The organism is Pseudomonas sp. LBUM1676, assembly GCF_059695605.1.
This window is the reverse complement of sequence record NZ_CP166777.1, coordinates 65,753-91,597: the sequence shown is the minus strand read 5'-3', so window position 1 is coordinate 91,597 and position 25,845 is coordinate 65,753. Positions and strand designations below refer to the sequence as shown.

27 protein-coding genes are annotated in these 25,845 nt (G+C 59.7%); 15 read left to right on the top strand and 12 right to left on the bottom strand.

Translation table 11 applies throughout. From position 1 onward, the window contains the following. Positions 1-12: 12 nt before the first annotated feature. On the bottom strand, positions 13-663 hold the full coding sequence (locus ACA041_RS00425) for an HAD family hydrolase (RefSeq protein WP_497439404.1): 651 nt from the start codon (positions 661-663) through the stop codon (positions 13-15). A gap of 44 nt (positions 664-707) precedes the next feature. Beyond that, entirely contained in the window at positions 708-1,253 is a 546-nt protein-coding gene (locus ACA041_RS00420; RefSeq protein ID WP_497439403.1) for a gamma carbonic anhydrase family protein, read from the bottom strand. An 89-nt stretch (positions 1,254-1,342) separates the two neighbouring features. Here ACA041_RS00420 and prlC point away from each other — a divergent pair, with 89 nt between their 5' ends. Continuing rightward, positions 1,343-3,391: an oligopeptidase A gene (gene prlC / locus ACA041_RS00415; protein WP_497439402.1), complete on the top strand. Its 2,049-nt coding sequence runs from the start codon at positions 1,343-1,345 to the stop codon at positions 3,389-3,391. Next, the gene (locus tag ACA041_RS00410; protein WP_497439401.1) at positions 3,388-3,675 is read left to right on the top strand and encodes a YheV family putative zinc ribbon protein; all 288 of its coding nucleotides are present in this window, start codon (positions 3,388-3,390) and stop codon (positions 3,673-3,675) included. The genes prlC and ACA041_RS00410 overlap by 4 nt, the downstream gene beginning before the upstream one ends. A gap of 175 nt (positions 3,676-3,850) precedes the next feature. Here ACA041_RS00410 and ACA041_RS00405 read toward each other — a convergent pair whose 3' ends face one another. Further along, positions 3,851-4,153 (bottom strand): hypothetical protein, encoded by a 303-nt coding sequence (locus ACA041_RS00405; protein WP_497439400.1) that lies wholly within the window; start codon positions 4,151-4,153, stop codon positions 3,851-3,853. Between the two features lie 232 nt (positions 4,154-4,385). Here ACA041_RS00405 and ACA041_RS00400 point away from each other — a divergent pair, with 232 nt between their 5' ends. From ACA041_RS00400 to ACA041_RS00390, 3 genes are all read left to right on the top strand, one after another. Continuing rightward, positions 4,386-5,444: a PA0069 family radical SAM protein gene (locus ACA041_RS00400; protein ID WP_497439399.1), complete on the top strand. Its 1,059-nt coding sequence runs from the start codon at positions 4,386-4,388 to the stop codon at positions 5,442-5,444. A 242-nt stretch (positions 5,445-5,686) separates the two neighbouring features. Beyond that, positions 5,687-6,418 carry a carbonic anhydrase gene (locus ACA041_RS00395; RefSeq protein ID WP_497439398.1) on the top strand — a complete coding sequence of 244 codons (732 nt, stop codon included), beginning with the start codon at positions 5,687-5,689 and terminating at the stop codon, positions 6,416-6,418. 90 nt (positions 6,419-6,508) lie between these two features. Continuing rightward, a complete protein-coding gene (locus tag ACA041_RS00390; RefSeq protein ID WP_497439397.1) occupies positions 6,509-8,035 on the top strand; it encodes a SulP family inorganic anion transporter in 1,527 nt (508 codons plus the stop codon). A 121-nt stretch (positions 8,036-8,156) separates the two neighbouring features. On the opposite strand, the gene ACA041_RS00385 is transcribed toward ACA041_RS00390, so the two are convergent. Continuing rightward, positions 8,157-8,807 carry a hypothetical protein gene (locus ACA041_RS00385; protein WP_497439396.1) on the bottom strand — a complete coding sequence of 217 codons (651 nt, stop codon included), beginning with the start codon at positions 8,805-8,807 and terminating at the stop codon, positions 8,157-8,159. Positions 8,808-9,179: 372 nt separating this feature from the next. Here ACA041_RS00385 and coxB point away from each other — a divergent pair, with 372 nt between their 5' ends. From coxB to ACA041_RS00365, 4 genes are all read left to right on the top strand, one after another. Beyond that, positions 9,180-10,307, top strand: a complete 1,128-nt coding sequence (gene coxB, locus ACA041_RS00380; RefSeq protein WP_497439395.1) for a cytochrome c oxidase subunit II — start codon at positions 9,180-9,182, stop codon at positions 10,305-10,307. Between the two features lie 82 nt (positions 10,308-10,389). Next, a complete protein-coding gene (gene ctaD, locus ACA041_RS00375; protein ID WP_497439394.1) occupies positions 10,390-11,979 on the top strand; it encodes a cytochrome c oxidase subunit I in 1,590 nt (529 codons plus the stop codon). A 129-nt stretch (positions 11,980-12,108) separates the two neighbouring features. Next, positions 12,109-12,660: a cytochrome c oxidase assembly protein gene (locus ACA041_RS00370; RefSeq protein WP_497439393.1), complete on the top strand. Its 552-nt coding sequence runs from the start codon at positions 12,109-12,111 to the stop codon at positions 12,658-12,660. A 25-nt stretch (positions 12,661-12,685) separates the two neighbouring features. Then, positions 12,686-13,573: a cytochrome c oxidase subunit 3 gene (locus tag ACA041_RS00365; RefSeq protein WP_497439392.1), complete on the top strand. Its 888-nt coding sequence runs from the start codon at positions 12,686-12,688 to the stop codon at positions 13,571-13,573. 17 nt (positions 13,574-13,590) lie between these two features. On the opposite strand, the gene ACA041_RS00360 is transcribed toward ACA041_RS00365, so the two are convergent. Next, positions 13,591-13,794 carry a twin transmembrane helix small protein gene (locus tag ACA041_RS00360; protein WP_008152470.1) on the bottom strand — a complete coding sequence of 68 codons (204 nt, stop codon included), beginning with the start codon at positions 13,792-13,794 and terminating at the stop codon, positions 13,591-13,593. 70 nt (positions 13,795-13,864) lie between these two features. Here ACA041_RS00360 and ACA041_RS00355 point away from each other — a divergent pair, with 70 nt between their 5' ends. The 5 genes from ACA041_RS00355 to ACA041_RS00335 are packed head-to-tail and all read left to right on the top strand — an operon-like array spanning position 13,865 to position 17,773. Continuing rightward, positions 13,865-14,605 (top strand): SURF1 family protein, encoded by a 741-nt coding sequence (locus ACA041_RS00355; RefSeq protein WP_497439391.1) that lies wholly within the window; start codon positions 13,865-13,867, stop codon positions 14,603-14,605. After that, positions 14,571-15,164 carry a PA_0111/PP_0108 family redox-active disulfide protein gene (locus tag ACA041_RS00350; protein ID WP_497439390.1) on the top strand — a complete coding sequence of 198 codons (594 nt, stop codon included), beginning with the start codon at positions 14,571-14,573 and terminating at the stop codon, positions 15,162-15,164. The genes ACA041_RS00355 and ACA041_RS00350 overlap by 35 nt, the downstream gene beginning before the upstream one ends. Positions 15,165-15,174: 10 nt before the next feature. Next, a complete protein-coding gene (locus ACA041_RS00345; protein WP_497439389.1) occupies positions 15,175-16,254 on the top strand; it encodes a COX15/CtaA family protein in 1,080 nt (359 codons plus the stop codon). Beyond that, entirely contained in the window at positions 16,242-17,141 is a 900-nt protein-coding gene (cyoE, locus tag ACA041_RS00340) for a heme o synthase (protein ID WP_497439388.1), read from the top strand. Before ACA041_RS00345 ends, cyoE begins: the two co-directional genes overlap by 13 nt. Further along, complete coding sequence (locus tag ACA041_RS00335) at positions 17,138-17,773, top strand: SCO family protein (protein WP_497439387.1); 636 nt, start codon at positions 17,138-17,140, stop codon at positions 17,771-17,773. Before cyoE ends, ACA041_RS00335 begins: the two co-directional genes overlap by 4 nt. A gap of 198 nt (positions 17,774-17,971) precedes the next feature. Here ACA041_RS00335 and ACA041_RS00330 read toward each other — a convergent pair whose 3' ends face one another. The 3 genes from ACA041_RS00330 to ACA041_RS00320 form a co-directional block, all read right to left on the bottom strand. After that, a complete protein-coding gene (locus tag ACA041_RS00330) occupies positions 17,972-18,745 on the bottom strand; it encodes a MetQ/NlpA family ABC transporter substrate-binding protein (protein WP_497439386.1) in 774 nt (257 codons plus the stop codon). A gap of 71 nt (positions 18,746-18,816) precedes the next feature. Then, on the bottom strand, positions 18,817-19,491 hold the full coding sequence (locus ACA041_RS00325) for a methionine ABC transporter permease (RefSeq protein ID WP_497439385.1): 675 nt from the start codon (positions 19,489-19,491) through the stop codon (positions 18,817-18,819). Then, positions 19,491-20,498: a methionine ABC transporter ATP-binding protein gene (locus ACA041_RS00320; RefSeq protein WP_497439384.1), complete on the bottom strand. Its 1,008-nt coding sequence runs from the start codon at positions 20,496-20,498 to the stop codon at positions 19,491-19,493. Before ACA041_RS00320 ends, ACA041_RS00325 begins: the two co-directional genes overlap by 1 nt. Before the next feature lie 266 nt (positions 20,499-20,764). Between ACA041_RS00320 and katE the strand changes: the two genes are divergently transcribed. Next, the gene (gene katE, locus ACA041_RS00315) at positions 20,765-22,903 is read left to right on the top strand and encodes a catalase HPII (protein ID WP_497439383.1); all 2,139 of its coding nucleotides are present in this window, start codon (positions 20,765-20,767) and stop codon (positions 22,901-22,903) included. Between the two features lie 130 nt (positions 22,904-23,033). On the opposite strand, the gene ACA041_RS00310 is transcribed toward katE, so the two are convergent. From ACA041_RS00310 to ACA041_RS00295, 4 genes are read right to left on the bottom strand one after another with little or no spacing between them, the layout of a single operon-like run. After that, positions 23,034-23,750: a PA5502 family lipoprotein gene (locus ACA041_RS00310; protein WP_497439382.1), complete on the bottom strand. Its 717-nt coding sequence runs from the start codon at positions 23,748-23,750 to the stop codon at positions 23,034-23,036. Positions 23,751-23,787: 37 nt separating this feature from the next. After that, the gene (gene znuB, locus ACA041_RS00305; protein WP_497439381.1) at positions 23,788-24,576 is read right to left on the bottom strand and encodes a zinc ABC transporter permease subunit ZnuB; all 789 of its coding nucleotides are present in this window, start codon (positions 24,574-24,576) and stop codon (positions 23,788-23,790) included. Further along, entirely contained in the window at positions 24,569-25,354 is a 786-nt protein-coding gene (znuC, locus tag ACA041_RS00300; RefSeq protein ID WP_461956473.1) for a zinc ABC transporter ATP-binding protein ZnuC, read from the bottom strand. Before znuC ends, znuB begins: the two co-directional genes overlap by 8 nt. Further along, positions 25,354-25,836: a Fur family transcriptional regulator gene (locus ACA041_RS00295; RefSeq protein WP_497439380.1), complete on the bottom strand. Its 483-nt coding sequence runs from the start codon at positions 25,834-25,836 to the stop codon at positions 25,354-25,356. Before ACA041_RS00295 ends, znuC begins: the two co-directional genes overlap by 1 nt. Positions 25,837-25,845 lie beyond the last annotated feature (9 nt).

Sequence of the window (25,845 nt, the reverse complement as noted above, 5' to 3'; positions counted from 1 at the left end):
AAGGCGATTCAATTAACGCTGCAAAAACGCCTGATGCAATTCATCCAGCGTTTCGAAGTGATAGACCGGCGCTTCTGCGATCAGCTCTTCCCGGCTGCCAAAACCATAGCCCACGGCTGCCGCATCCAGTCCGTTACTGCGCGCGCCGATCAGGTCGTGTTTGCGGTCGCCGATCATCAGGGTGGTGGCCGGGTCCAGACCTTCTTCGGCCACCAGGTGAGCGAGCAGCTCGACTTTATTGGTACGGGTCCCGTCCAGTTCGCTGCCGTAGATCACCTTGAAGTGCTTGGCGAAATCGAAATGACGGGCGATTTCCCTGGCGAAGATCCAGGGTTTGGAAGTCGCAATGTACAACTGTCGCCCTTGTCCACCGAGTGTTTCCAGCAGCGGCGTGACGCCGTCGAATACGCGATTCTCGTACAGGCCGGTGACCTTGAAGCGTTCGCGATAAAAGTTGACCGCTTCCCAGGCCTTGGGCTCGTCGAAGTCGTAGAACTGCATGAACGCCTGCAACAACGGCGGGCCGATGAAGTGTTCGAGTTTGGTCAGGTCGGGCTCATCGATCCCCAATTTGCCCAGGGCAAACTGAATCGAACGGGTAATGCCCTCGCGCGGATCGGTCAGGGTGCCATCGAGGTCGAATAAAACGGTTTGGTAATGCATGAAATTTCCTGGGCAATAGCGGGACGCTTTCCGTTAACAGGAGCCTAGATCTGGTCGTAGCCTTCGGCCAGATGCAGGTCCTTGAGCTTCACGTAATTCGCCGCACTGTAGGTGAAAAAGGCTTTTTCTTTGTCCGTCAGCGTACGGACCTGTTTCACCGGGCTGCCCACATAGAGGAAACCGCTTTCCAGGCGCTTGCCAGGCGGCACCAGGCTGCCGGCTCCGATAATCACGTCATCTTCCACCACGGCACCATCCATTACGATGCTGCCCATGCCAATCAAGACCCGACTGCCGACCGTGCAACCGTGAAGCATGACTTTATGCGCGATGGTTACTTCATCGCCGATCAGCAACGGGAAGCCATCGGGATTGAACGGCCCGGCATGGGTGATGTGCAGCACGCAGCCGTCCTGAACACTGGTGCGCGCGCCCACACGGATGCGATGCATGTCGCCACGGATCACCGTCAGAGGCCAGACAGAGCTGTCTTCGCCAATTTCAACGTCGCCGATCACGACCGCCGAATGGTCGACAAAAGCGCCTTTGCCCAGCAGCGGCGTGTGGTTCTGATACTTGCGAAGGGTCACGATAGGCTCTCTCTCTATTGCTGATAGCTGCGGTGAACGTCGATTGTAATTAAGATGGCCTCATGTTTCTTCCAGCCAAGGTGCCAACCGTGAGCGTGAACCCTCTTTTGCAGTCCTATGACCTGCCGCCGTTCTCGGCGATTCGTGCCGAACACGTGCAACCGGCCATTGAACAAATCCTGGCTGACAACCGCGCCGCCATTATCGAGATCCTCGAAACCCAGGGCAAACAACCGACCTGGGCCGGCCTGGTGCTGGCGATGGACGAGCTCAACGATCGCCTGGGCGCGGCCTGGAGCCCGGTCAGCCATCTGAATGCCGTGTGCAACAGCGCCCAGTTGCGTGAAGCCTATGAGTCCTGCCTGCCAGCCTTGAGCGCCTACTCCACCGAGCTGGGCCAGAACCGCGAGCTGTTCGAGGCCTTCGAAGCCCTGGCCAACAGCCCTGAAGCTGCAGGCTTCGATGTAGCGCAGAAAACAATCCTGGAACACTCCCTGCGTGACTTCCGTCTGTCGGGGATCGACCTGCCGGAAGCCGAACAGAAGCGTTACGCCGAAGTGCAAAGCAAATTGTCGGAGCTGGGCAGTCGCTTCTCCAACCAGTTGCTCGATGCGACCCAGGCCTGGACCAAGCACATTACCGAGGAAGCAGCCCTCGCCGGCCTGACCGATTCGGCCAAGGCGCAAATGGCCGCCGCGGCGCAGGCCAAAGGCCTGGACGGCTGGCTGATCACCCTGGAATTCCCGAGCTACTACGCGGTGATGACCTATGCCCAGGACCGTGCGCTGCGCGAAGAAGTCTACGCCGCCTACTGCACCCGTGCTTCGGACCAAGGCCCGAATGCCGGTCAGAATGATAACGGCCCGGTGATGGAAGAAATCCTCGACCTGCGCCAGGAACTGGCCAGGCTCCTGGGTTTCGCCAGCTTCTCGGAGCTGAGCCTGGCCACTAAAATGGCCGAATCCAGCGACCAGGTCATCAGTTTCCTGCGCGATCTGGCCAAGCGCAGCAAGCCGTTCGCCGCCCAGGATCTGGAACAGCTCAAAGCCTATGCCGCCGAACAAGGCTGCCCCGACCTGCAAAGCTGGGACAGCGGTTTCTACGGTGAGAAACTCCGCGAGCAGCGCTACAGCGTTGCCCAGGAAGCCCTTCGCGCCTACTTCCCGATCGACAAGGTGCTGGGCGGCCTGTTCGCGATCGTCCAGCGTCTGTACGGCATTGAAATCGCCGAACAGAAAGGCTTCGACACCTGGCACCCGGATGTTCGCCTGTTCGAAATCAAGGAAAACGGTCAGCATGTCGGTCGCTTCTTCTTTGACCTCTATGCCCGCGCCAACAAGCGCGGTGGTGCCTGGATGGACGGCGCCCGTGATCGTCGCCGCACCGCCGAAGGCGTACTGCAGAGCCCGGTGGCCAACCTGGTGTGCAACTTCACCCCGGCCGACAGCGGCAAGCCAGCGCTGTTGACGCACGATGAAGTGACCACGCTGTTCCACGAATTCGGTCACGGCCTGCATCACCTGCTGACCCGCGTCGAGCACGCCGGCGTATCCGGTATCAACGGTGTGGCCTGGGATGCGGTCGAGCTGCCAAGCCAGTTCATGGAAAACTGGTGCTGGGAGCCGGAAGGCCTGGCGCTGATCTCCGGTCACTACGAAACCGGCGAGCCGCTGCCCCAGGATCTGCTGGAAAAAATGCTCGCAGCGAAAAATTTCCAGTCCGGCCTGATGATGGTTCGCCAACTGGAGTTCTCGTTGTTCGACTTTGAACTGCATGCCACCCACGGCGACGGCCGCAGTGTGCTGCAAGTGCTCGAAGGCGTACGCGACGAGGTTTCGGTCATGCGGCCACCGGCTTACAACCGTTTCCCCAATAGTTTTGCGCACATCTTCGCCGGCGGTTACGCGGCGGGTTATTACAGCTACAAATGGGCGGAAGTGCTGTCGGCGGATGCCTTTTCGAAATTCGAAGAAGACGGTGTTCTCAATGCCGACACCGGTCGTGCGTTCCGTGAGGCTATCCTGGCGCGCGGCGGTTCCCAGGAGCCGATGGTGCTGTTCGTCGACTTCCGGGGACGGCCGCCGTCGATTGACGCACTCTTGCGCCATAGCGGCCTGAGTGAGGTCGCGGCAGCATGAGTGAGGGCCCTGTGATTACCAAAAGACGCTTTATCGCCGGGGCGGTCTGCCCGGCGTGCAGCGAGCCGGACAAGTTGATGATGTGGAATGAAGACGAAGTCCCGCATCGCGAGTGCGTGGCCTGCGGTTATTCGGACACACTGAATGAACAGGGGCTGTCGGTACCCAAGGAGCTGGGCACCCGGGTCAACACCTCGGCGCTGAAGGTGCCGGACACCAAGGTTCAGGCCGTGCAGTTCTTCCCCAACCCCAAGCTGAAGAAAAAGCCGGACGAACAGCATTGAGTCAAAACCACCTTCCAATCCTGAATGGAGTGGAAGGTGGTATCCGAGTCAATTGCAATAGGCTAGCGCTGGCTGCTGAAGAGTGCGCTGTTCAATATTGAATTGCATCTTAGGCAGGCGATGGGTGCACTGTTATAGATATACAGGGTTCCACACCGGGAGTGTTAGATCGTATTCAGGGATTAATGATCTTCGAATAAGCTTTCGCCAGCCCCACCAACACGGCCTTGTCTTGCGCATCGATGTCACCGTCACCGTCCACATCAGGCGTCGTTTTCATAGTGAAGGTCACGCCGCCATCATTCGATACGGCCTCGCGAACGCTGGAGTCGAGCAAAGAATAGGTAATCTCCCGATTGACGGGGTCGTAACCTTCTTCCTTTAAAGCGAACTGCATGGAAACCCTGACTTCTTTTGGACTAACGATAGAGGGTCGTAAAAGCTGAAGAAATACGCCACGCTGATTGTAGTTCGACATTAATTAAATCCTTTTTAATAATGAGTTTACGGCCACGCCGCGGGGATGATGGTACTGATGAATTTCCAAATAACGCCACGGACAAAATGTTTCTCGCGGTTACTTAAAAACTTTTAGAATCAACTTAACAAGAACAACTCATCCGATATAAATAGATCCAGGCGCCGAACGGCACTGGCGATTCGCGACGAGCCTTTGTACTGTATGCACATACAGCTAAAGGATCACGTCGATGGCTACTCCTCTACCTCCTCGCGGTCGCGGCACCGCCAGCAATCCGCACAACCGCTTCGCACCCAACCGTTCGGTGGCCGAGGATGACGGCTGGTATCAGGAAGTGCCGATTACCCAAGGCACCGAGGTACGCATTGAAACGGCGAAAACAATCATCACCCGCAACAACTCGCCGGATTTGCCCTTCGATCGCTCGATCAACCCTTATCGCGGGTGCGAGCACGGTTGCATTTATTGTTACGCCCGGCCCAGCCATGCCTATTGGGACATGTCGCCAGGGCTGGATTTCGAAACCAGGCTGATCGCCAAGACTAACGCTGCTGATGTGCTGGAAGAACAGCTGTCCAGGCGCGGCTATCAATGCGCACCGATCAATCTGGGCTCCAACACGGACCCTTACCAGCCGATCGAGCGCGAACACCGAATCACCCGCAAAACCCTCGAAGTGCTGCTGCGCTATCGCCATCCCGTGACCATCATTACCAAGGGCTCACTGATTCTTCGGGATCTGGATCTGCTGGCCGAACTCGCCGGGCAAAGGCTGGTGGCCGTCATGATCAGCCTGACCACCCTGGATGATGAGCTCAAACGCATCCTCGAACCTCGCGCGGCAGCGCCCAAGGCCCGGTTGCGCGCGATCAGGGTGATGCGTGAAGCGGGAATTCCGGTGGGCGTCCTGTGCTCGCCGATGATTCCAATGATCAACGACAGCGAACTCGAAAGCCTGCTCACCGAAGCCCATGGGGCCGGCGCACAAAGTGCGGCCTACATGATGCTGCGCCTGCCTCTGGAAGTGGCGCCGCTGTTCGAAGAATGGCTGGCAGCCCACTATCCTCAGCGTGCGGCTCATGTGTTGAGCCTGATCCGCCAGAGCCGTGGCGGCGAACTCTACGACAGTCGATTCGGCACCCGGATGCGCGGCGAAGGTCCATTTGCCGAGCTGCTGGCGCAACGCTTTGCCAAGGCTATCAAACGCCTGGGGCTCAATCGTCGGGAAGGTTTCAATCTCGACTGCACCGCCTTCTGTCCGCCGGGGCGTCAGATGTCGTTGATTTAAGGGCAATTGATCTAAGGTTGATTAGAGAGATACAGACACCCGATCCAGCCCGGTCACGTTTTTTGTGACCTGGAACGCAGGTGCTAGAGCGTTTCATTCAGTTTCAATTAAGTTTCGACGGCTACCTTGTTCATCGAGTGACTGACGGGTCGAGATCTTCGGCCTGGATGTTTTTTAAACAGCCACTGGCTTCACATCGGAAAAAACGGGAAAATTCCCTGACTCCGCCAAGAGGATGAATCATGAGTGACAAGGATAAACAGCCGTTGGCTGCGTCGGCTTCAGCCCAACCAGAGGCGGAAACCGCCGATGCAGCGCTGCAGCATATCGTTGACGGCTTTTTGCATTTTCATCACGAGGTTTTTCCACAGCAGGAAGAACTGTTCAAGAAACTCGCCACGGCCCAGAGCCCCAGAGCGATGTTCATCGCCTGCGCCGATTCGCGCATCGTTCCTGAGCTGATCACCCAAAGCTCCCCTGGCGATCTGTTCGTAACCCGTAACGTCGGCAATGTGGTTCCGCCGTACGGGCAAATGAACGGTGGTGTTTCCACGGCCATCGAATACGCAGTACTGGCCCTCGGCGTGCAACACATCATCATTTGCGGGCACTCCGACTGCGGCGCCATGCGTGCGGTGCTCAACCCGCAAAGCCTGGAAAAAATGCCGACGGTCAAGGCCTGGTTGCGGCATGCCGAAGTGGCCAAAACCATGGTCCAGGAAAACTGCCATTGCGCTGACGAAAACGAAAGCATGCACATCCTCACCGAAGAGAATGTGATCGCGCAGTTGCAACATTTGCGCACTCATCCGTCGGTGGCCTCGCGCATGGCCAGCGGCCAGCTGTTTATCCATGGCTGGGTCTACAGCATCGAAACCAGCGAAATCAGGGCTTACGACGCCGATCAGGGATGTTTCCTGCCGCTCGATGGCAGCCATCCGATTCCGGTGGCGACGCCCAAAGCGCGCTTCTAAATCCTCCTAAATCCTCGTGTGGTTTAGCCGAGGCTGCCGATCAGGCAGCCTGGCTTTGCCACGCCTGAAAAAAACTTCAGGAGAATCCTCATGCGTGCTGCGCAACTGAAAGCTGTTCTGCCACGGGAGCTGTTGGCTTCGGTGGTCGTGTTTCTTGTCGCTTTACCCTTGTGTATGGGTATCGCCATTGCTTCTGGGCTACCGCCCGCCAAAGGGCTGATTACCGGCATCATCGGTGGTCTGGTGGTGGGTTGGCTCGCCGGATCACCACTTCAAGTCAGCGGTCCCGCGGCCGGATTGGCCGTTCTGGTGTTCGAACTGGTGCGTCAGCATGGCATCGCCATGCTCGGACCAATCCTGCTGTTAGCCGGATTTCTGCAACTGGTGGCCGGGCGTTTGAAACTCGGCTGCTGGTTTCGGGTGACGGCGCCAGCGGTGGTCTACGGCATGCTTGCCGGGATTGGCGTGCTGATCGTGCTGTCACAAGTGCACGTGATGCTCGACGCCGTGCCTAAACCTTCCGGGCTGGACAACCTGGCGGCCTTTCCGGCTGCTGTATCCCAGGCTTTGCCATCGTTTGGCTGGCAGGCAGGTGTGCTCGGCCTGTCGACCATTGCCGTGATGTACCTGTGGGAAAAATTTCGCCCGCACTCTCTGCGCTTTGTCCCCGGCGCCCTCCTCGGTGTCGGTCTGGCAACGCTTGCCAGCCTGGCACTCGCGTTGCAGGTCAAACGCGTGGAGGTGCCGGCCAACCTGGCAGAAGCCATCGACTGGTTGAAACCTTCGGACCTGCTCAATCTGGCGGACCCCACCCTGCTGATCGCCGCCTTTGCCGTGGCCTTCATTGCCAGCGCCGAAACCCTGCTCTCGGCCGCCGCAGTAGACCGCATGCACAGTGGCCAGCGTTCGGACTTCGACCGGGAATTGTCAGCCCAAGGTGTCGGCAACATGCTCTGCGGTCTGCTCGGGGCGCTGCCGATGACTGGTGTGATTGTGCGCAGTTCCGCCAACGTCCAGGCTGGCGCCACCACACGACTGTCGGCGATATTCCATGGCCTGTGGTTGCTGGCCTTCGTGCTGCTGCTGTCGAGCGTGCTGCAAAGCATTCCGGTAGCGAGCCTGGCCGGGGTATTGGTCTACACCGGCTTCAAATTAGTCGATCTCAAGGCTTTTCGAGGACTGGGCCGATATGGCCGGATGCCGATGTTCACCTACGCAGCGACGGCGCTGGCGATCATCTTCACCGACTTGTTGACCGGCGTGCTGATCGGTTTCGGCCTGACCCTGGCCAAGCTTGCCTGGAAGGCATCGCGGTTGAAGATCAGCCTGATCGATCTGCCCAAGGACGGCGAAATGGAGCTGCGATTGATCGGCGCGGCGACCTTTCTCAAGGTGCCGGCGTTGACCCAGGTGCTGGGGACCATACCCGCCGGCGCGACGGTGCATGTACCACTCAATAACCTGAGCTACATCGATCACTCGTGTCTGGAATTGCTTGAGGAATGGGGACGAGCCAATGCGGCCAAGGGTTCGAAGCTGCTGATTGAAGCGCGGGGGTTGAAGCGCAGGTTGGAAGGAAGGTTGAGAACCACGTCCGGAGTGGGTTCAGCCGTGTAGATAACACTGTGGGAGCGAGCCTGCTCGCGAAAGCGTTGTATCAGTCGACATCAATGTTGAATGATCAATTGCCTTCGCGAGCAGGCTCGCTCCCACAGGGGGTGATGTTGATTCTGAAGGATCAGGCTGCGGGTTGATCCAACTCCAGACCTACACCCAGCTGGCGCGACAGGCATGGCCAGCGCTTCCACGCAGCGCCAGTGTCCGGGCTGTTGAGTTTCTCGCGGTAGGCTTCCACCGATTCCAACGCGAAACTTTCTTCGTTGAGCATCTCGTCAACAGCGTGATGCACCGCCTCATCCAGTTGGTTGGCGAACTCCTCACCGATCAGGTGGTGAGCAATCAGGTTGGCCACAGTCATGTCCAGTGGGATCAGTGGCTGGCCAAAATGCTTGATGTACAGGTCATTGACCTCTTCGACCAGGCGATGCGCCAGATAGGCTTCGTCCAGCAGGCTGTCCAGACCGACATGACCGGCCATGATCGCCGGCGGCTGGAGAAAGAACTGCTCGGCGATTTTCAGCACCGGCTTGATCTGTGATTCGATGCCCGCTTCCCTGGCGACTTCATTGGCTGCATCCAGCAGGTCCGGCACTTGCTCAATATACGCGGCCACAAAACGCGTCATCACGCCGTTGGCGTCGACATCCGGCAATTGGATGGCGGAGTGAAGGTGTGGCAGTTGGGTTTCCAGCTGACGAGTCAGCAGGCCGGTGTCGGCCTCGTGTTGTCGGGCTTTTTGGATCTGCTCGCGCAATGCGGCGGTGTTCATGAAATCTCCAGGAAACAAAGGCAATGAAATAGGGAAGACATAACTTAGCTGCCGTATGAGAAATGCTAAGACGCATTTGTCATAAATGTTTCATCCTTGAGACGCCTCCGTTATATCGGTTTTGCCGCCAATCATCCGCATCCTTCTCCATTCGTGCCCTGCAACGCAAGTCCCAGCTGTTTCGCATGATTTACGCCGTCACGTTGCGAGGTGGCAGTCGCTGTCTATACTCGGGTGGGAATGGAGTTAGCTGATGACGCCCGACTGCACACGCAGCAAGGCTCGGCGATTCAAGTTCGTAGTCTGAAAAAGCCGCTCCCTTGCCGCAGGTGAAAGCCGGCGGGATAACAAGAACGATAAGGGGAACCCGCAATGATGCGACATCCACACGTCTGGATGGGCCTCCTGTTGTGGTCGATTTTCAGTCCGGCACACGCCGCATGGACTGTAAATATGGCGCCTGGAGCGACTGAAATCAGTCACGCAGTATTTGACCTGCACATGACCATTTTCTGGATCTGTGTAGTGATCGGCATCATCGTCTTCGGCGCCATGTTCTGGTCGATGATGGTTCACCGTCGCTCTACCGGGCAGGTGGCCGCAAAATTTCACGAAAGCACCACCGTCGAAATCCTCTGGACCATCGTGCCCTTCCTGATCCTGGTGGCGATGGCGATTCCCGCGACCGCAACCTTGATCAAGATGTACGACGCCAGTGAGCCGGATATTGATATCCAGGTCACGGGCTATCAGTGGAAGTGGCACTACAAATACCTGGGTCAGGACGTCGAGTTCTTCAGCAACCTGGCCACGCCTGCCGACCAGATCCACAACAAGGAAACCAAGGGCGAACACTACCTGCTCGAGGTCGACAAGCCGCTGGTGCTGCCGATCGGTGCCAAGGTGCGCTTCCTGGTGACCTCTGCCGACGTGATTCACTCCTGGTGGGTGCCGGCCTTCGCGGTCAAGCGCGATGCGATCCCGGGGTTCGTCAACGAAGCCTGGACCCGGATCGAGAAACCCGGCCTCTACCGCGGCCAGTGCGCCGAGTTGTGCGGCAAGGACCACGGGTTCATGCCGATCGTGGTCGAGGTCAAGGAAAAGGCCGATTACGAAAAATGGCTGGGCGAGCGCAAGGCTGAAGCCGCACAGCTCAAAGAACTGACCAGCAAGGAATGGACGCTGGAGGAGCTCAAGGAGCGCGGCGACAAGGTCTATCACACCACGTGCGTGGCCTGTCACCAGGCCGAAGGCCAGGGCCTGCCGCCGATGTTCCCGGCGCTCAAGGGCTCGAAAATCGCTACCGGACCGATCAAGGATCACCTGAGCATTGTCTTCCATGGCAAGCCCGGCACCTCCATGGCGGCATTCGGCAAGCAGCTTTCGGAAGTCGACATCGCGGCGGTCGTGACCTACGAACGAAACGCCTGGGGCAACAACAAGGGCGACATGGTCACTCCAAAAGAAGTACTGGAGCTGAAACAGGCGGAAAGCAAATGACCCGGTCTATTGCGCACCCAAGGAACCGGTCGGGGCATAGCGCCCCGGCCTGCCCAGCCCATCTGTTTGCAGGAGACAGGCCATGAGCGCCGTAATCGATGACCACGGTCACGCCACCGACCACGCCCATGGCCCCGCCAAAGGCCTGATGCGCTGGGTGCTGACCACCAACCACAAGGATATCGGCACGCTGTACCTGTGGTTTGCGTTCTCCATGTTCCTCTTGGGCGGTTCGTTTGCGATGGTCATTCGCGCCGAACTGTTCCAGCCGGGCTTGCAAATCGTCCAGCCGGAATTTTTCAACCAGATGACCACCATGCACGGTCTGGTCATGGTGTTCGGTGCGGTGATGCCGGCCTTCGTCGGCCTCGCCAACTGGATGATCCCGTTGATGATCGGCGCGCCGGACATGGCCCTGCCACGGATGAACAACTTCAGCTTCTGGCTATTGCCGGCGGCATTCATCCTGCTGGTGTCGACCCTGTTCACCCCCGGTGGCGGGCCGAACTTCGGCTGGACGTTCTATGCTCCGCTGTCGACAACCTATGCGCCGGAAAGCGTGACGTTCTTCATCTTCGCCATCCACTTGATGGGGATCAGTTCGATCATGGGCGCGATCAACGTGATCGCCACCATCCTCAACCTGCGCGCCCCCGGCATGACGTTGATGAAAATGCCGCTGTTTGTCTGGACCTGGCTGATCACCGCGTTCCTGCTGATTGCGGTGATGCCGGTACTGGCCGGGTGCGTGACGATGATGCTGATGGATATCCACTTCGGCACCAGCTTCTTCAGTGCCGCCGGTGGCGGTGACCCCGTGTTGTTCCAGCATGTGTTCTGGTTCTTCGGTCACCCCGAGGTGTACATCATGATCCTGCCGGCCTTCGGGGCGGTCAGCTCGATCATTCCGACCTTCTCGCGCAAGCCGCTGTTTGGCTACACCTCGATGGTCTATGCCACGGCGAGCATCGCGTTCCTGTCGTTCATCGTCTGGGCGCACCACATGTTCGTGGTCGGTATCCCGCTGGTGGGCGAACTGTTCTTCATGTACGCCACGCTGCTGATCGCGGTGCCCACGGGAGTGAAGGTGTTCAACTGGGCGAGCACCATGTGGCAGGGTTCGCTGACCTTCGAGACACCCATGCTGTTCGCGGTGGCGTTCGTGATCCTGTTCTCCATTGGCGGCTTCTCCGGGCTGATGCTGGCCATTGCCCCGGCGGACTTCCAGTACCAGGACACCTACTTCGTGGTTGCGCACTTCCACTACGTATTGGTGCCAGGGGCGATCTTCGGGATCTTCGCTTCGGCCTACTACTGGATGCCGAAATGGACCGGCCACATGTACGACGAAACCCTCGGCAAGCTGCATTTCTGGCTGTCGTTCATCGGCATGAACATGGCCTTCTTCCCGATGCACTTCGTGGGGCTGGCGGGTATGCCGCGGCGGATTCCGGACTACAACCTGCAATTCGCCGATTTCAACATGGTGTCGTCGATCGGCGCGTTCATGTTCGGTGCCACGCAGATTTTCTTCCTGTTCATCGTGATCAAGACCATTCGTGGTGGCGAGCCGGCACCCGCCAAACCGTGGGATGGAGCAGAAGGCCTGGAGTGGAGCATTCCGTCACCGGCGCCGTACCACACCTTCACCACACCGCCGGAAGTGAAATGAACGCACTGACACCTGTGGGAGCGAGCCTGCTCGCGAAGAACGATGACGCGGTCTGTCTGATGATGAACCGTGGCGTCTGCTTCGCGAGCAGGCTCGCTCCCACAGGGTTCGGTGTGGAGGGCAGAAATCATGGCTGATTCGATTTCGATGAAAAAGCTGGTCACCCGCCTGCTGCTGGTGGTGGTGGCGATGTTTGTCTTCGGTTTTGCCCTGGTGCCGATCTACGACGTGATGTGCAAGGCGTTCGGTATCAATGGCAAGACCTCCGGCCAGTACGAGGGCGAACAGACGGTCGACACTTCGCGGCAAGTGCGCGTGCAGTTCCTGTCGACCAACTCCGCCGACATGTCCTGGGATTTCTATCCCAAGAGCGATGAGCTGACCGCCAACCCGGGAGCGGTGAACGAGATGATCTTCATCGCCCATAACCCGACCGATCGCCCGATGAGCGCCCAGGCAGTGCCGAGCATCGCACCGAGCAGTGCGGCGGCGTATTTTCACAAGACCGAATGTTTCTGCTTTACCCAGCAAGTGCTGCAGCCCGGTCAACGGATCGAGATGCCGGTACGTTTTATCGTTGACCGTGACATGCCCAAGGATGTGAAGCACCTGACGCTGTCCTACACGCTGTTCGACATCACCGCCCGACATCCACCGGTGGCCGTAAATACTGGCGGTTGAGCGTGCCCGATAAGGAGAACAATAAATGGCAACTCATGAGCATTATTACGTTCCGACCCAGAGCAAATGGCCGATCATTGCCACGGTTGGCATGTTCGTCACCGTGTTAGGCCTGGCCACCTGGTTCAACGACCTGAAAGCTGCGCGGCCGGAATCCCACGGCCCGCTGATCTTCTTCGTTGGCAGCCTGCTGCTGGCCTACATGCTGTTCGGCTGGTTTGGCACGGTGATCAAGGAAAGCCGCCAGGGCTTGTACAGCGCCCAAATGGATCGCTCCTTCCGCTGGGGCATGAGCTGGTTCATTTTCTCGGAGGTGATGTTCTTCATCGCCTTCTTCGGCGCATTGTTTTATGTGCGCAACGTCACTGGCCCGGCGCTGGGCGGTGAAGGGGTCAAAGGCCTCGCCCACATGCTGTGGCCGACGTTCGAGTTCACCTGGCCGTTGCTGAATAACCCTGACCCCAAACTCTTCCCGGCACCCAAGGACGTTATCAGCCCCTGGGGCCTGCCTCTGCTCAACACCGTGCTGCTGGTGAGTTCCAGCGTCACCGTGACCATCGCCCACCACGCTTTGAAAAAGGGCCACCGCGGCGCGCTGAAAATCTGGCTGGCGATCACTGTATTGCTCGGTTGCGCATTCCTCGGTTTCCAGGCCGAAGAATACATCCACGCCTACCAAGAACTGGGCCTGACCCTGGGCTCTGGCATCTACGGCGCGACCTTCTTCATGCTCACCGGGTTCCACGGCGCCCACGTGACCATCGGCACCATCATCCTGTTCGTGATGCTGATGCGGGTCATGCGTGGACATTTCGACAACGAGCATCAGTTCGGCTTCGAGGCGGCGAGTTGGTATTGGCACTTTGTGGATGTGGTGTGGATCGGGCTGTTCGTTTTCGTCTACGTGCTTTGACGCGCTGATTCAAAGAGCTACCAAGGTACGTGGGACACCAACTGGCCGCTGAAGAAACCCCAGGCAATCAAGCCGACGGTGATCGCGGCCAGGGCCACACGAACACTCAAGGCAATGACGAGGCGGTTCGAGCTGCTGTCGTCCTTGACCAGAAAAAACAGGCCGCTGAACAGGCTGACAACCGTGGCAATCAGCATCAGGACGATGGCTGCTTTGAGCATGGTGAGACTCCGGGGGAAAGGCGATGCACTTGAGTATAGCTATCGCGACTGACGACTTTCTGGCGATGCCATGAAGCGCTTCCGGCCGGGCATCGTGCCGACCCTGGTGGTCGCGCTGTTGCTGCCCATGCTGGTTTCACTCGGGTTCTGGCAGTTGAGCCGGGGCGCGGAGAAAAGCGCGCTGCTGCAAAGCTATGCCGAACGCCGGGTTGCCGAACCGATGGCCAGCACCGAGTTGCAACACACCGAGGATCCGGCGTTTCGCCGCGTGCGCTTGCACGGCCAATTCGATGCCGCGCACAGCCTGCTGCTGGATAACCGCCAGCGCGACGGCAAGGTTGGCGTCGAACTGTTGCAACCCTTCCAGGATCAGGCGACCGGGCTCTGGCTGCTGGTCAATCGCGGTTGGCTGCCATGGCCGGACCGGCGCACCCCGCCGCAATTCACCACACCCAAACAGGCATTGAGTCTCGACGCCTCGGTCTACGTCTCCCCCGGCGCCACGTTCCAGCTACACGCCGACCCGAACGCCACGACCTGGCCTCAGCTGGTCACCGCCGTCGAACCGGCCAGGCTCTGGACCGCGCTGGACCGTGACGGCTTCGCCTACGAATTACGCGCAGAAAGCGGCCCCGCAACTTACCAGGCCGATTGGCCGGTGGTGGCCATGGGTCCGGAAAAACACCTGGCTTATGCCGTGCAGTGGTTCGCGATGTCGATCGCCCTGTTCGGCCTTTATCTCTATCTCGGCTGGCACAACGCAAAGGAGAAACACCATGGGAGCGGCCATGAATCCACCCAACATGTCTGAGGCGAAGACCCCGGCGAGTCGGCGCAAGGGTCGCTTGCAGTTATTGCTGATCCTGCTGGGGGTGATCGGTCCGATGATCCTTGCCACCGGCATGTACAAATTGCAGTTCTGGGTGCCGGAGGGCCGCAGTTATCACGGCGAGTTGATCGGCAATGGCCAGACCCGCGCGGACATCGGAGTGCAAGCGCAGGAGGACCGCTGGCAGTTGCTGGTCACCGCCCCCAAGGAGTGTTCGGTCGATTGCCAGCAGCTGGTGTACCTGGCGCGGCAAGTCCAGATCGGTCTTGGCCGTGATGCCGGGCGCGCCAGCCACGCGCTGGCAGCGGCGCAACCGCTGAGCAGTGATTACGACGCCAAGCTGACGCGCGAGTACCCACAACTGCAACGTTACCCGATGGACCTGACGACCTTCAGCAAGACGACCGGGGACACAACCGTGCCGCAGCTGTGGATCATCGACCCTCACGGCAATCTGGTGCTGCGCTACGACCCGACGGTCAAAGGCAAGGACCTGCTCATCGACCTGCGCCATCTGCTGAAACTGTCGAACATCGGATAAGGGCATCGTCATGGCCAAACCTGGATTTCGCCTCGCGCTGTTTGCCACCTTGCTGGCACTGGTAGTGGTGCTGCTGGGCGCCTACACCCGCCTGACCCACGCCGGCCTCGGCTGCCCGGATTGGCCGGGTTGCTATGGCTTTATCAGCGTGCCGAACAGTGAAGCCCAGTTGGCCCATGCCGAGCTGCACTTTCCCGATGCGCCTGTAGAAGCCCACAAAGGCTGGAACGAGATGGTCCATCGCTACTTCGCCGGCACCCTCGGGCTGTTGATTTCGGTATTGGCCGGCCGCGCTTGGGTGCATCGGCGGCAACCAGGGCAACCGGTGAAGTTGCCTCTATTCCTGTTGGCCGTGGTGATCGCACAGGCGGCGTTCGGTATGTGGACGGTGACGCTCAAGCTCTGGCCGCAAGTGGTGACGGGGCATTTGCTCGGCGGTTTTGCGACCCTGAGCCTGTTGTTTCTGCTGACCTTGCGCCTGTCCGGCGTATTGCCCGCATTGACCGTGCCGCGCCGGCTGCAGTACTGGGCGACCGCTGGGTTGCTGCTGGTCATCGGGCAGATAGCCCTTGGCGGCTGGGTCAGTTCCAACTACGCGGCAGTGGCCTGCATCGATTTTCCGACGTGCCACGGGCAATGGCTGCCACCTGCCGACTTCGCCAACGGCTTTCACCTGACCCAGCACATCGGGCCAAACTACCTCGGCGGACAATTGGACAGCGATGCCCGCACGGCGATTCATCTGACTCACCGTATCGGCGCCCTGCTGGTGACCCTGGTACTGCTCGGCCTCGCCTGGCAACTGAAGGTGGTCGGCATGACGCGCCTGGCGGGGCTGGTGCTGATTGCCCTCGCCGCACAAATTACCCTCGGCATCAGCAACGTGCTGTTTCACCTGCCACTGCCGGTGGCCGTCGCTCACAATGCCGGCGGCGCCGCACTCCTGCTAACGCTGGTCCTGGTCAATTATCACGCGCGAACCAGCCTGGTTCGGGTCAAGCAACACACCCCTGCGCGATGGCGCTTCAGCCCGCGTAAACATTCGGCCGGGCCCATAACAATAAAAGGAGAGATGCCATGGCGACTCTGATCGGCGAACGTCACAGCCAGGCGATCTGGCGTGACTATCTGGAGCTGACCAAACCGAAAGTGGTAGTGCTGATGCTCATCACCTCGCTGGTCGGCATGTTCCTCGCGACCCGCGCCGGGGTGCCGTGGACGGTGCTGGTGTTCGGCAACCTCGGAATCGCCTTGTGTGCCGGAGGTGCGGCGGCGGTCAATCATGTGGTGGACCGGCGGATCGACGCGGTGATGGCGCGTACGCATAAACGACCGCTGGCCGAAGGTCGGGTGTCACCGGCCGCCGCGCTGACCTTCGCCCTGGTGCTGGCATTGCTTGGCCAAGCCATGCTGCTGGCCTTCACCAACCCGCTGACCGCATGGCTGACCCTGGCCTCGCTGCTCGGCTACGCGGTGGTCTACACCGGCTTCCTGAAACGCGCGACGCCGCAGAACATCGTCATCGGCGGCCTGGCCGGCGCTGCCCCGCCACTGCTCGGCTGGACCGCGGCCACCGGCCATGTCAGCGCCGAACCCCTGTTGCTGGTGCTGATCATCTTCGCCTGGACCCCGCCGCACTTCTGGGCCCTGGCCATTCACCGCAAGGAGGAATACGCCAAGGCCGACATCCCGATGCTGCCGGTGACCCATGGCGAGCACTACACCAAGGTGCACATCCTGCTTTACACCTTTGCGCTGCTGGCCGTCAGCCTGATGCCCTACGTGATCCACATGAGCGGCATCCTCTACCTGATTTGCGCCCTGGGACTTGGCGCAAGGTTTCTGCAATGGGCCGTGGTGCTGTACCGTGGCACTCGGCCGCACGCGGCGATCAACACCTTCAAGTACTCTATCTACTACTTGTTCCTGCTGTTCATCGCGCTGCTCGTAGACCACTACTTACTGTTGAACCTATGACTCGAACCCAAAAAACCGTCTTCATTCTCGTCGCCCTGATCGCGCTGGTCCTGGGCCTGACCATCAACAAAGTGCTGTCCGGCAAGGGCCAGGGTGATCCGACCGCGTTGATCGACGCCGGAATCATCCTGCTGCCGCAAAGCCGCAACCTGCCGGATGTGACGATGACCGATCAGGACGGCAAGCCGGTAATGGTCAATGAGTTGAAAGACAAATGGTCGCTGCTGTTCTTCGGCTACACCTTCTGCCCGGACATCTGCCCGACCACCCTCGCCCAGCTGCGCCAGATCAAGAGCGAACTGCCGCCCGAGGCTGTGGATAAACTGCAGATCGTGCTGGTCAGCGTCGACCCGAATCGCGACACACCCAAGCAGCTCAAGCAATACCTGGGCTATTTCGACCCGCAGTTCATAGGGCTGACGGCGTCTTCGGTCGAAGACATCCAGAAGCTGGCCAATGCGGTGAGCATTCCGTTCATTCCAGCGGACACCAGCAAGCCGAATTACACGGTCGATCACAGCGGCAACCTGGCGGTGATCGGACCGGATGGGACCCAGCGCGGGTTTATTCGGGCGCCGTTGAATAATGTGAAGCTGGTAGCGCAGTTGCCGGTAATGCTTAACCGCAAATAAAACCACCACAAAACCCTGTAGGAGCGAGCTTGCTCCGGGCGGCGTTCCGACGAAAAACCTGAGAGCGCCGCGGGGTGTCAGGCTTCCAGCGTTATCGTTGACGACCATCGCGGGCAAGCCCGCTCCTACAGGGGGGCGGTGTTCCAAGCATAAAAAAGGGGCGCAGTGATTGCGCCCCTTTTTCGTTACATCAACAGATCAGAACGCCGGCACTACCGCGCCTTTGTACTTCTCGAGAATGAAGGCTTTCACTTCCGGGCTGTGCAATGCAGCAACCAGCTTCTTCATCGCCTCGCTGTCCTTGTCGTCCGGACGAGATACGAGGATGTTGACGTACGGCGAATCGCTGCCTTCGATGACCAACGCATCCTTGGCCGGATCGAGCTTGGCTTCCAGAGCGTAGTTGGTGTTGATCAGCGCCAGGTCGACCTGGGTCAGCACGCGGGGGATGGTCGCGGCTTCCAGTTCGCGGAACTTCAGGTCCTTGGTGTTTTCGGTGATGTCCTTCACAGTCGACAGGATGTTGTTCGAATCCTTCAACTTGATCAGGCCGGCCTTCGCCAGCAGCAACAGCGCACGGCCGCCGTTGGTGGCATCGTTCGGGATCACTACGTTGGCGCCGCCTGGCAGCTCGGTCAGCGCCTTGAACTTGCTGGAGTAAGCGCCCAGCGGTTCCAGGTGTACGCCGGTCACGGCCACCAGATTGGTGGTCTTGGCCTTGTTGAACTCGTCGAGGTACGGCTGGTGCTGGAAGAAGTTGGCGTCCAGACGCTTCTCGGCAACCTGCACGTTCGGCTGGATGTAGTCGGTGAAGACCTTGACCCGCAGGTCCACGCCTTCTTTGGCCAGGGCCGGTTTGACGAATTCGAGGATTTCCGCGTGCGGGACCGGGGTGGCAGCGACGGTCAGGGTGTCGGCAGCGTGGGCGGAAAAGGCTGCAACGGCAGCGAATGCGACGAGTAGTTTTTTCATTCAGCTAACTCCATGTGAGGCGCCTGTCTTCGGCGCCTGCCAGCGAATGGCCGGCTCATGCATTAAAAAGCTCATTTACGAGAAAAGTGGACAACCAATTTGTCGCCAACGGTCTGCAGCACTTGTACCAGCACCAGCAGCAACACCACGGTGACCACCATCACATCGGTCTGGAAACGCTGGTATCCGAAACGGATCGCCAGGTCACCCAGGCCGCCAGCGCCGACCACACCGGCCATTGCCGTGTAGGACACCAGTGTAATGGCTGTCACCGTGATCGCCGCGAAGATGCCCGGGCGCGCTTCCGGCAGCAAGGCATTGGTGATGATCTGTCGCGTCGTCGCGCCCATGGCCTGGGTCGCCTCGATGATGCCTCGATCCACTTCACGCAGGGCGGTCTCCACCAGGCGCGCGAAGAATGGCGTGGCGCCCACCACCAGCGGTGGAATCGCCCCGGCGACACCCAGCGAAGTGCCGGTGATCAATACCGTGAACGGAATCATCACGATCAACAGAATGATGAATGGCAGCGATCGCAGGATGTTCACCACCAGCGACAACATCGCATAGACGCCCTTGGCTTCAAACAATTGTCGCGGGCTGCAGAGGAACAACAGAACGCCCAGCGGCAAGCCCAGCAGCACGGTGAACAACAGCGAACCGAAGAGCATCAGCAAGGTATCGCCGGTGGCCAGCCAGATTTCGAACCAGTCGATATTGGCAAAGAAACTTGTCAGGACTTCCATCAGCGCAGGACCTCCATGTGGACGTCAGCTGCGGTGAAGTGGGCGAACGCCGCCTCCATGTCGCCACCGGTGACGGCCAGGGTCAACTGACCGTAAGGAACATCCTTGATGCGGTCGATGCGACCGGCCAGGATGCTGTAGTCGACACCGGTTTCCCGAGCGACGGTACCCAGCAACGGTGCGTAGGTCGCCTCGCCCTGGAAGGTCAGGCGCACGATGCGGCCAGGCACGTGAGCAAAATCATCGCGCTGTTCGCTTTCGTCGATCTGCTCGTCTTCCTGGACGAAGCGCTTGGTCGTCGGGTGCTTGGGATGCAGGAACACCTCGGCCACCGAACCTTGCTCGACGATCACGCCAGCGTCCATCACGGCCACCTGGTCGCAGACCCGGCGGATCACGTCCATCTCGTGGGTGATCAGGACAATGGTCAACTTCAGTTCGCGATTGATCTCGGCCAGCAATTGCAGGACCGACGCGGTGGTCTGCGGGTCCAGGGCGCTGGTGGCTTCGTCGCACAACAGGATTTTTGGCTTGGTCGCCAGGGCGCGGGCAATACCGACGCGCTGCTTCTGGCCACCGGACAACTGCGCCGGGTACTTTTTAGCGTGGTCGGAAAGCCCGACCCGCGCCAGCAATTCGGCCACGCGCCGATCGATCTCGGCGCGAGACAGTTCGCCGGCCAGCGTCAGCGGCAGGGCGACGTTGTCGGCCACGGTCTTGGAGGCCAGCAGGTTGAAGTGCTGGAAAATCATCCCGACCTGCTGACGGAAGCGCCGCAGGCTGTTGGCATCCAGCGCGGTGACCTCTTCGCCATCAACGAAGATCTTGCCGCCGGTGGAGTTTTCCAGGCGATTGATTAGACGCAGCAGGGTACTTTTTCCCGCTCCGGAATGGCCGATCAGGCCGAATACCTGACCATTCTCAATCGTCAGACTGGTCGGGTGCAGGGCGGGAATATCCTTACCGGCAACGCGGTAGGTTTTGTGGACGTTTTGAAACTCGATCACGTAGCGAACCTTGTGGGGCGCGTTAGAAAAGGATCAGCGGATAGCCGGGCGCGCATTTTAGCCTGTCTGTATAGAGGTTCTTAGCATTTATTTCGCATTCATCCTGCCATTTGGCAATAACGCGATCAAAGGTCAGAAAAAAGGAACGGCTGATAACGCCATCAGTCACTAATTAAGCAACTCGAAAACGCCCCTGGTGCCGTGCCTGGGGATATTGCCCAAGAGTCCTGGCTACGGCGGGAATTGCAACGAGGAGTTTACGACTGATGAGTACAAAAAAGCCTGCCGCACCCAAAAGCGCACTGGCCGGGACCGACACCCTGGACCGCGGCAACACCAACGCCAAGCTCGACAGCCTGGAAAAATTTCGTTCCGACGCCACTGAACAAGCCCTGCGCACCAATCAGGGGGTAAAGGTTGCGGACAACCAGAACACGTTGAAGGTCGGCTCCCGCGGGCCGTCATTGCTGGAAGACTTCATCATGCGTGAAAAGATCACGCATTTTGACCATGAGCGCATTCCCGAACGCATCGTGCATGCCCGCGGGACCGGCGCCCACGGTTACTTTCAGTCATACGAAAACCATTCCGTGCTGACCAAGGCAGGCTTCCTGCAGGACCCGGCCAAACAAACCCCGGTCTTTGTGCGCTTTTCCACAGTGCAGGGCCCGCGTGGGTCGGGCGATACCGTGCGCGACGTACGAGGTTTCGCCGTGAAGTTTTTCACCGACGAAGGCAACTTCGACCTGGTGGGCAACAACATGCCGGTGTTCTTCATCCAGGACGCCATCAAGTTTCCGGACTTCGTGCACGCGGTAAAACCCGAGCCCCACAACGAGATTCCCACCGGCGGCTCGGCTCATGACACCTTCTGGGACTTCGTCTCCCTGGTACCGGAATCGGCGCACATGGTGATGTGGGCCATGTCCGATCGGGCGATCCCGAAGAGCCTGCGCAGCATGCAGGGTTTTGGCGTGCACACCTTCCGCCTGATCAACGCCGAAGGTAAATCACGCTTCGTCAAATTCCATTGGCGCCCTTCTGCCGGGACTTGCTCGCTGGTCTGGGATGAAGCGCAGAAGCTCGCCGGTAAAGACACCGACTATCACCGTCGCGATCTGTGGGAGTCGATCGAGATGGGGGACTACCCGGAATGGGAACTGGGCGTACAGGTGGTCGAGGAGGAAAACGAACACTCCTTCGATTTCGACCTGCTTGACCCGACCAAAATCATTCCAGAAGAAACCGTGCCGATTACCCCGCTGGGCAAGATGGTGCTCAATCGCAATCCGGACAACTTCTTTGCCGAGACCGAGCAGGTCGCGTTCTGCCCTGGGCATATCGTGCCGGGGATCGACTTCTCCAACGATCCACTGCTGCAAGGACGACTTTTTTCCTACACCGATACGCAGATCAGCCGACTTGGCGGACCGAACTTTCACGAAATTCCGATCAACCGTCCGGTCGCGCCCTTCCACAACGGTCAGCGGGACGCGCTCCATCGCACCACGATCGACAAGGGCCGTGCCTCCTACGAGCCGAACTCGATTGACGGCGGCTGGCCCAAAGAAACCCCGCCTGCTGCACAAAATGGTGGTTTCGAAACCCATCCGGAGCGCATCGATGCCAACAAGATTCGCCAGCGCAGCGAGTCCTTCGGCGATCACTTCTCCCAGGCCCGGCTGTTCTTCCACAGCATGAGCAAGCACGAGCAGGAGCACATCATCGCCGCTTACAGCTTTGAGCTGGGCAAGGTCGAGCGTGAGCACATCCGCGCGCGCGAAGTGAATGAGATCCTCGCCAACATCGATCTGGAACTGGCCAAGCGCGTCGCGCAGAACCTCGGCCTGCCAGCGCCGAAAGCCGGCACGGTCGATGTACCGAAAATCTCCCTGGATCGCTCGCCGGCCTTAAGCCAGGCCAACTTGCTACCGGGCGATATCAAGACGCGAAAAGTCGCTATTCTGGCGGCCAATGGGGTCGACGGTGCGGCGATTGATGCGATGAAAGCCGCGCTGAAGGCTGAAGGTGCGCACGCAAAACTGCTCGGCCCTACCTCGGCACCCGTGACAACGGCCGATGGTAAAGCGCTGCCGGTGGATGCATCGATGGAAGGGATGCCATCCATCGCGTTCGACGCGGTATTCGTGCCCGGCGGCGCAGCGTCGATCAAGGCGTTGAGCGGTGACGGTGTGGCATTGCATTACCTGCTTGAAGCGTACAAACACTTGAAGGCAATCGCACTGCATGGCGAGGCCAAGCAGTTGCTGGATGTGTTGAAGCTGGAGGTTGATGCGGGGTTGATCGTGGGAACGGATGACAAGTTGATCAAGCCGTTTTTTGCTGCGGTCGGGCAGCATCGGGTTTGGGATCGGGAGCCTAAGGCCAAGGCGATTCCGGCTTAAGGCAGTCTGAACATAATTTATCGATTGGGAGGACGCCTTCGCGAGCAGGCTCGCTCCCACAATGATTGGGTCAACCACATAACTGTGGTCAGCTCATAACCTGTGGGAGCGAGCCTGCTCGCGAAGCTTTTTAAGGCTTACGCGGACTTAGAACCATCTGCGCCGGAATATTGCGCAAAATCTGCTTTTCCAGATTCAGATCAAACCCCGAATCCAGCTTCTTCACCCGCTTGGTCAACAAGGTGGCCAACCACGGGTAGTCCTGGGTACGTGGCGCCTGAATGCTGACGTCGCACTGATAATTCACCACATCGGCCGCGATGGCATCCAGTTGCCGGCGAAGCTTTGTCATGTCCGTGAGGTTCAGCGCCACCGTGGTGCTTTCGGCCGTCGGGTCGATGACCTTGGCTTGCGGCTTGGCTTCGGCAGCCATGAGCGCCGCTTCAGCTCTGTCCAGCTCGGCTTTACGCGCATTGACGATCGCGTTGTTGACCCCGCCGGTCAGCGCCGGAGCCTTGGGCATCAGCGCCCGGGCCCGACTCAGCGCAGTGGCGGCAGCATTCACATCGCCTTTTTGCAGCACGATCTGGCTACGGCGCAGATAGGCTTCGGCCAGTTGCCGCTGATATTGCTCAAGGGATTGATCGTTGGGCGACTCGGCCTGCAAGGTGGCCAGTTGACCTTCAGCGGTAGCCAGCTCGCTGCTGGCGAGGCTTTGTTCCAGCTGTGCAATAGCCGTGGCCCGTGCATCGGTAGGCTCGGTGGCCGCCGGTGGCGTGCTTTGGCAAGCGCCCAGCAGCAGAGAAAATGCGACAAGGAGCAGATAACGGGAGGCGAACGGCTTCATTCCTGCGACTCTCTAGTTGCGCAAAAAACGAGCAAGTCTACACCCCTCGACGGGGCAGGACAAAACTCAGCAGAAACAGCGCGGCGGCCGCCACCACAATAGACGGGCCCGCCGGAGTGTCCTTGAACCACGACAGTGCCAACCCGCCACAGACCGCGAGCATGCCCAGCACGCTCGCGCCCAGTGCCATCTGCTCCGGTGACCGGGCGTGACGCTGTGCCGCAGCCGCCGGGATAATCAGCAGTGAAGTAATCAGCAATACACCGACGATCTTCATCGCCACCGCAATCACTACCGCGATCAACAGCATCAGGGCCAGGCGCAATGCCGCGACCGGCAAACCTTCCACCTTGGCCAGCTCTTCATGGACCGTAATCGCCAGCATTGGCCGCCACAACGCCACCAGCAAAGCCAGTACCCCCGCACTGCCCCCGAGTATCCAGGCCAGGTCGGTTGGACTGATCGCCAGCAGGTCGCCGAACAGATAGGCCATCAGGTCGATCCGCACTTCATGCATGAAGCTTAGTACCACCAGGCCCAGAGAGAGGGTGCTGGGAGCGAGAATTCCCAAAAGCGTGTCGGACGCCAGCGGCTGGCGCTGTTGCAAGGTCACCAGCAACACTGCCAACAGGAGACAGCCTACGGTGACCGCCACAGTCGGGCTGACATCCAGCAAAAAGCCCAGCGCCACGCCGAGCAGTGCGGCATGGGACAGGGTGTCGCCGAAATAGGCCATGCGCCGCCAGACCACGAATGAACCCAGCGGCCCTGCGACCAGTGCCAGGGCCAGACCTGCAAGCAGGGCGTAGAGCAGAAAGTCAGCCATGCTTGCAGCTATCTCCGTGAACGTGGGTATGGGCCGCCGGGGCCGCGCTGACCACCGATCCATGCAGGTCATGGGCGTGGTCGTGATGGTGGTGGTAAATCGCCAGGCTTTGCGCGTTCTTGCCGAACAGCTCGACGAAAGCCGGGTCGCCACTGACCTGCTCGGGATGCCCGGAGCAGCAGACGTGACGATTCAGGCAGACCACCTGGTCGGTGGTGCTCATCACCAGATGCAAGTCATGGGACACCATCAACACCCCGCAACCGTGACGGTCGCGCAATCGAGTGATCAGGCTGTAAAGCTCGGCCTGACCGGCCACATCCACGCCTTGTACCGGCTCATCGAGTACTAGCAACTCCGGCTCGCGCAGCAATGCCCGAGCCAGCAACACGCGCTGCATTTCACCCCCGGAAACGCTTTGCACCGGGCTGTCGATCACCTGCTCGGCGCCGACTTCCTTGAGCGCGGCCAAGGCCCGGGCGCGATCCACACCCGGCACCAGACGCAAGAAGCGCAGCACCGAAAGCGGCAACGTCGGATCGACATGCAGTTTCTGCGGCATGTAGCCGACCCGCAATTTCGGCTTGCGCCAGACGCTGCCGCTGTCCGGCTTCAGCAGGCCAAGCACGGCGCGCACCAGAGTGGTCTTGCCGGCGCCATTGGGGCCGATCAGGGTCACGATCTGCCCCGGCTCGACGCTCAGTTCGATGTTATCCAGCACGTTTTGCCCGGCGAATGTGACGGCAACCTGCTCGAGGCGGATCAGCGCATTGCTCATCAAGCCTCCTGGCAACCCGAGCAGAGACCGACCACTTCAACGGTCTGGCCTTCGACGACGAATCCGACCTCTTTGGCGCTGCCGATGATCGCGTCGCTGATGGATTCCTGTTCCAGCTCGATGGCGGCATGGCATGCGCGGCAGATCAGGAACTGACCCTGGTGAGCATGTCCCGGGTGGTTGCAGCCGACGAACGAGTTCAACGAGGAAATACGGTGGACGAGGCCGTTTTCCAGCAGGAAATCCAGCGCGCGGTACACCGTCGGTGGTGCGGCGCGGCGACCGTCCTGCTCGCTGAGCACCGCCAGAATGTCGTAGGCACCCAATGGCTTGTGGCTTTGCCATACCAGTTCCAGCACCCGCCGACGCAGGGCGGTCAGGCGCAGGCCCTGACGAGCGCACAGGGCATCGGCCTCAGACAGTGCGCTATGAACGCAGTGAGAGTGGTCGTGGGGACGGCTGGCTATCGGTGTTTTAGGCATGAGCGGCGA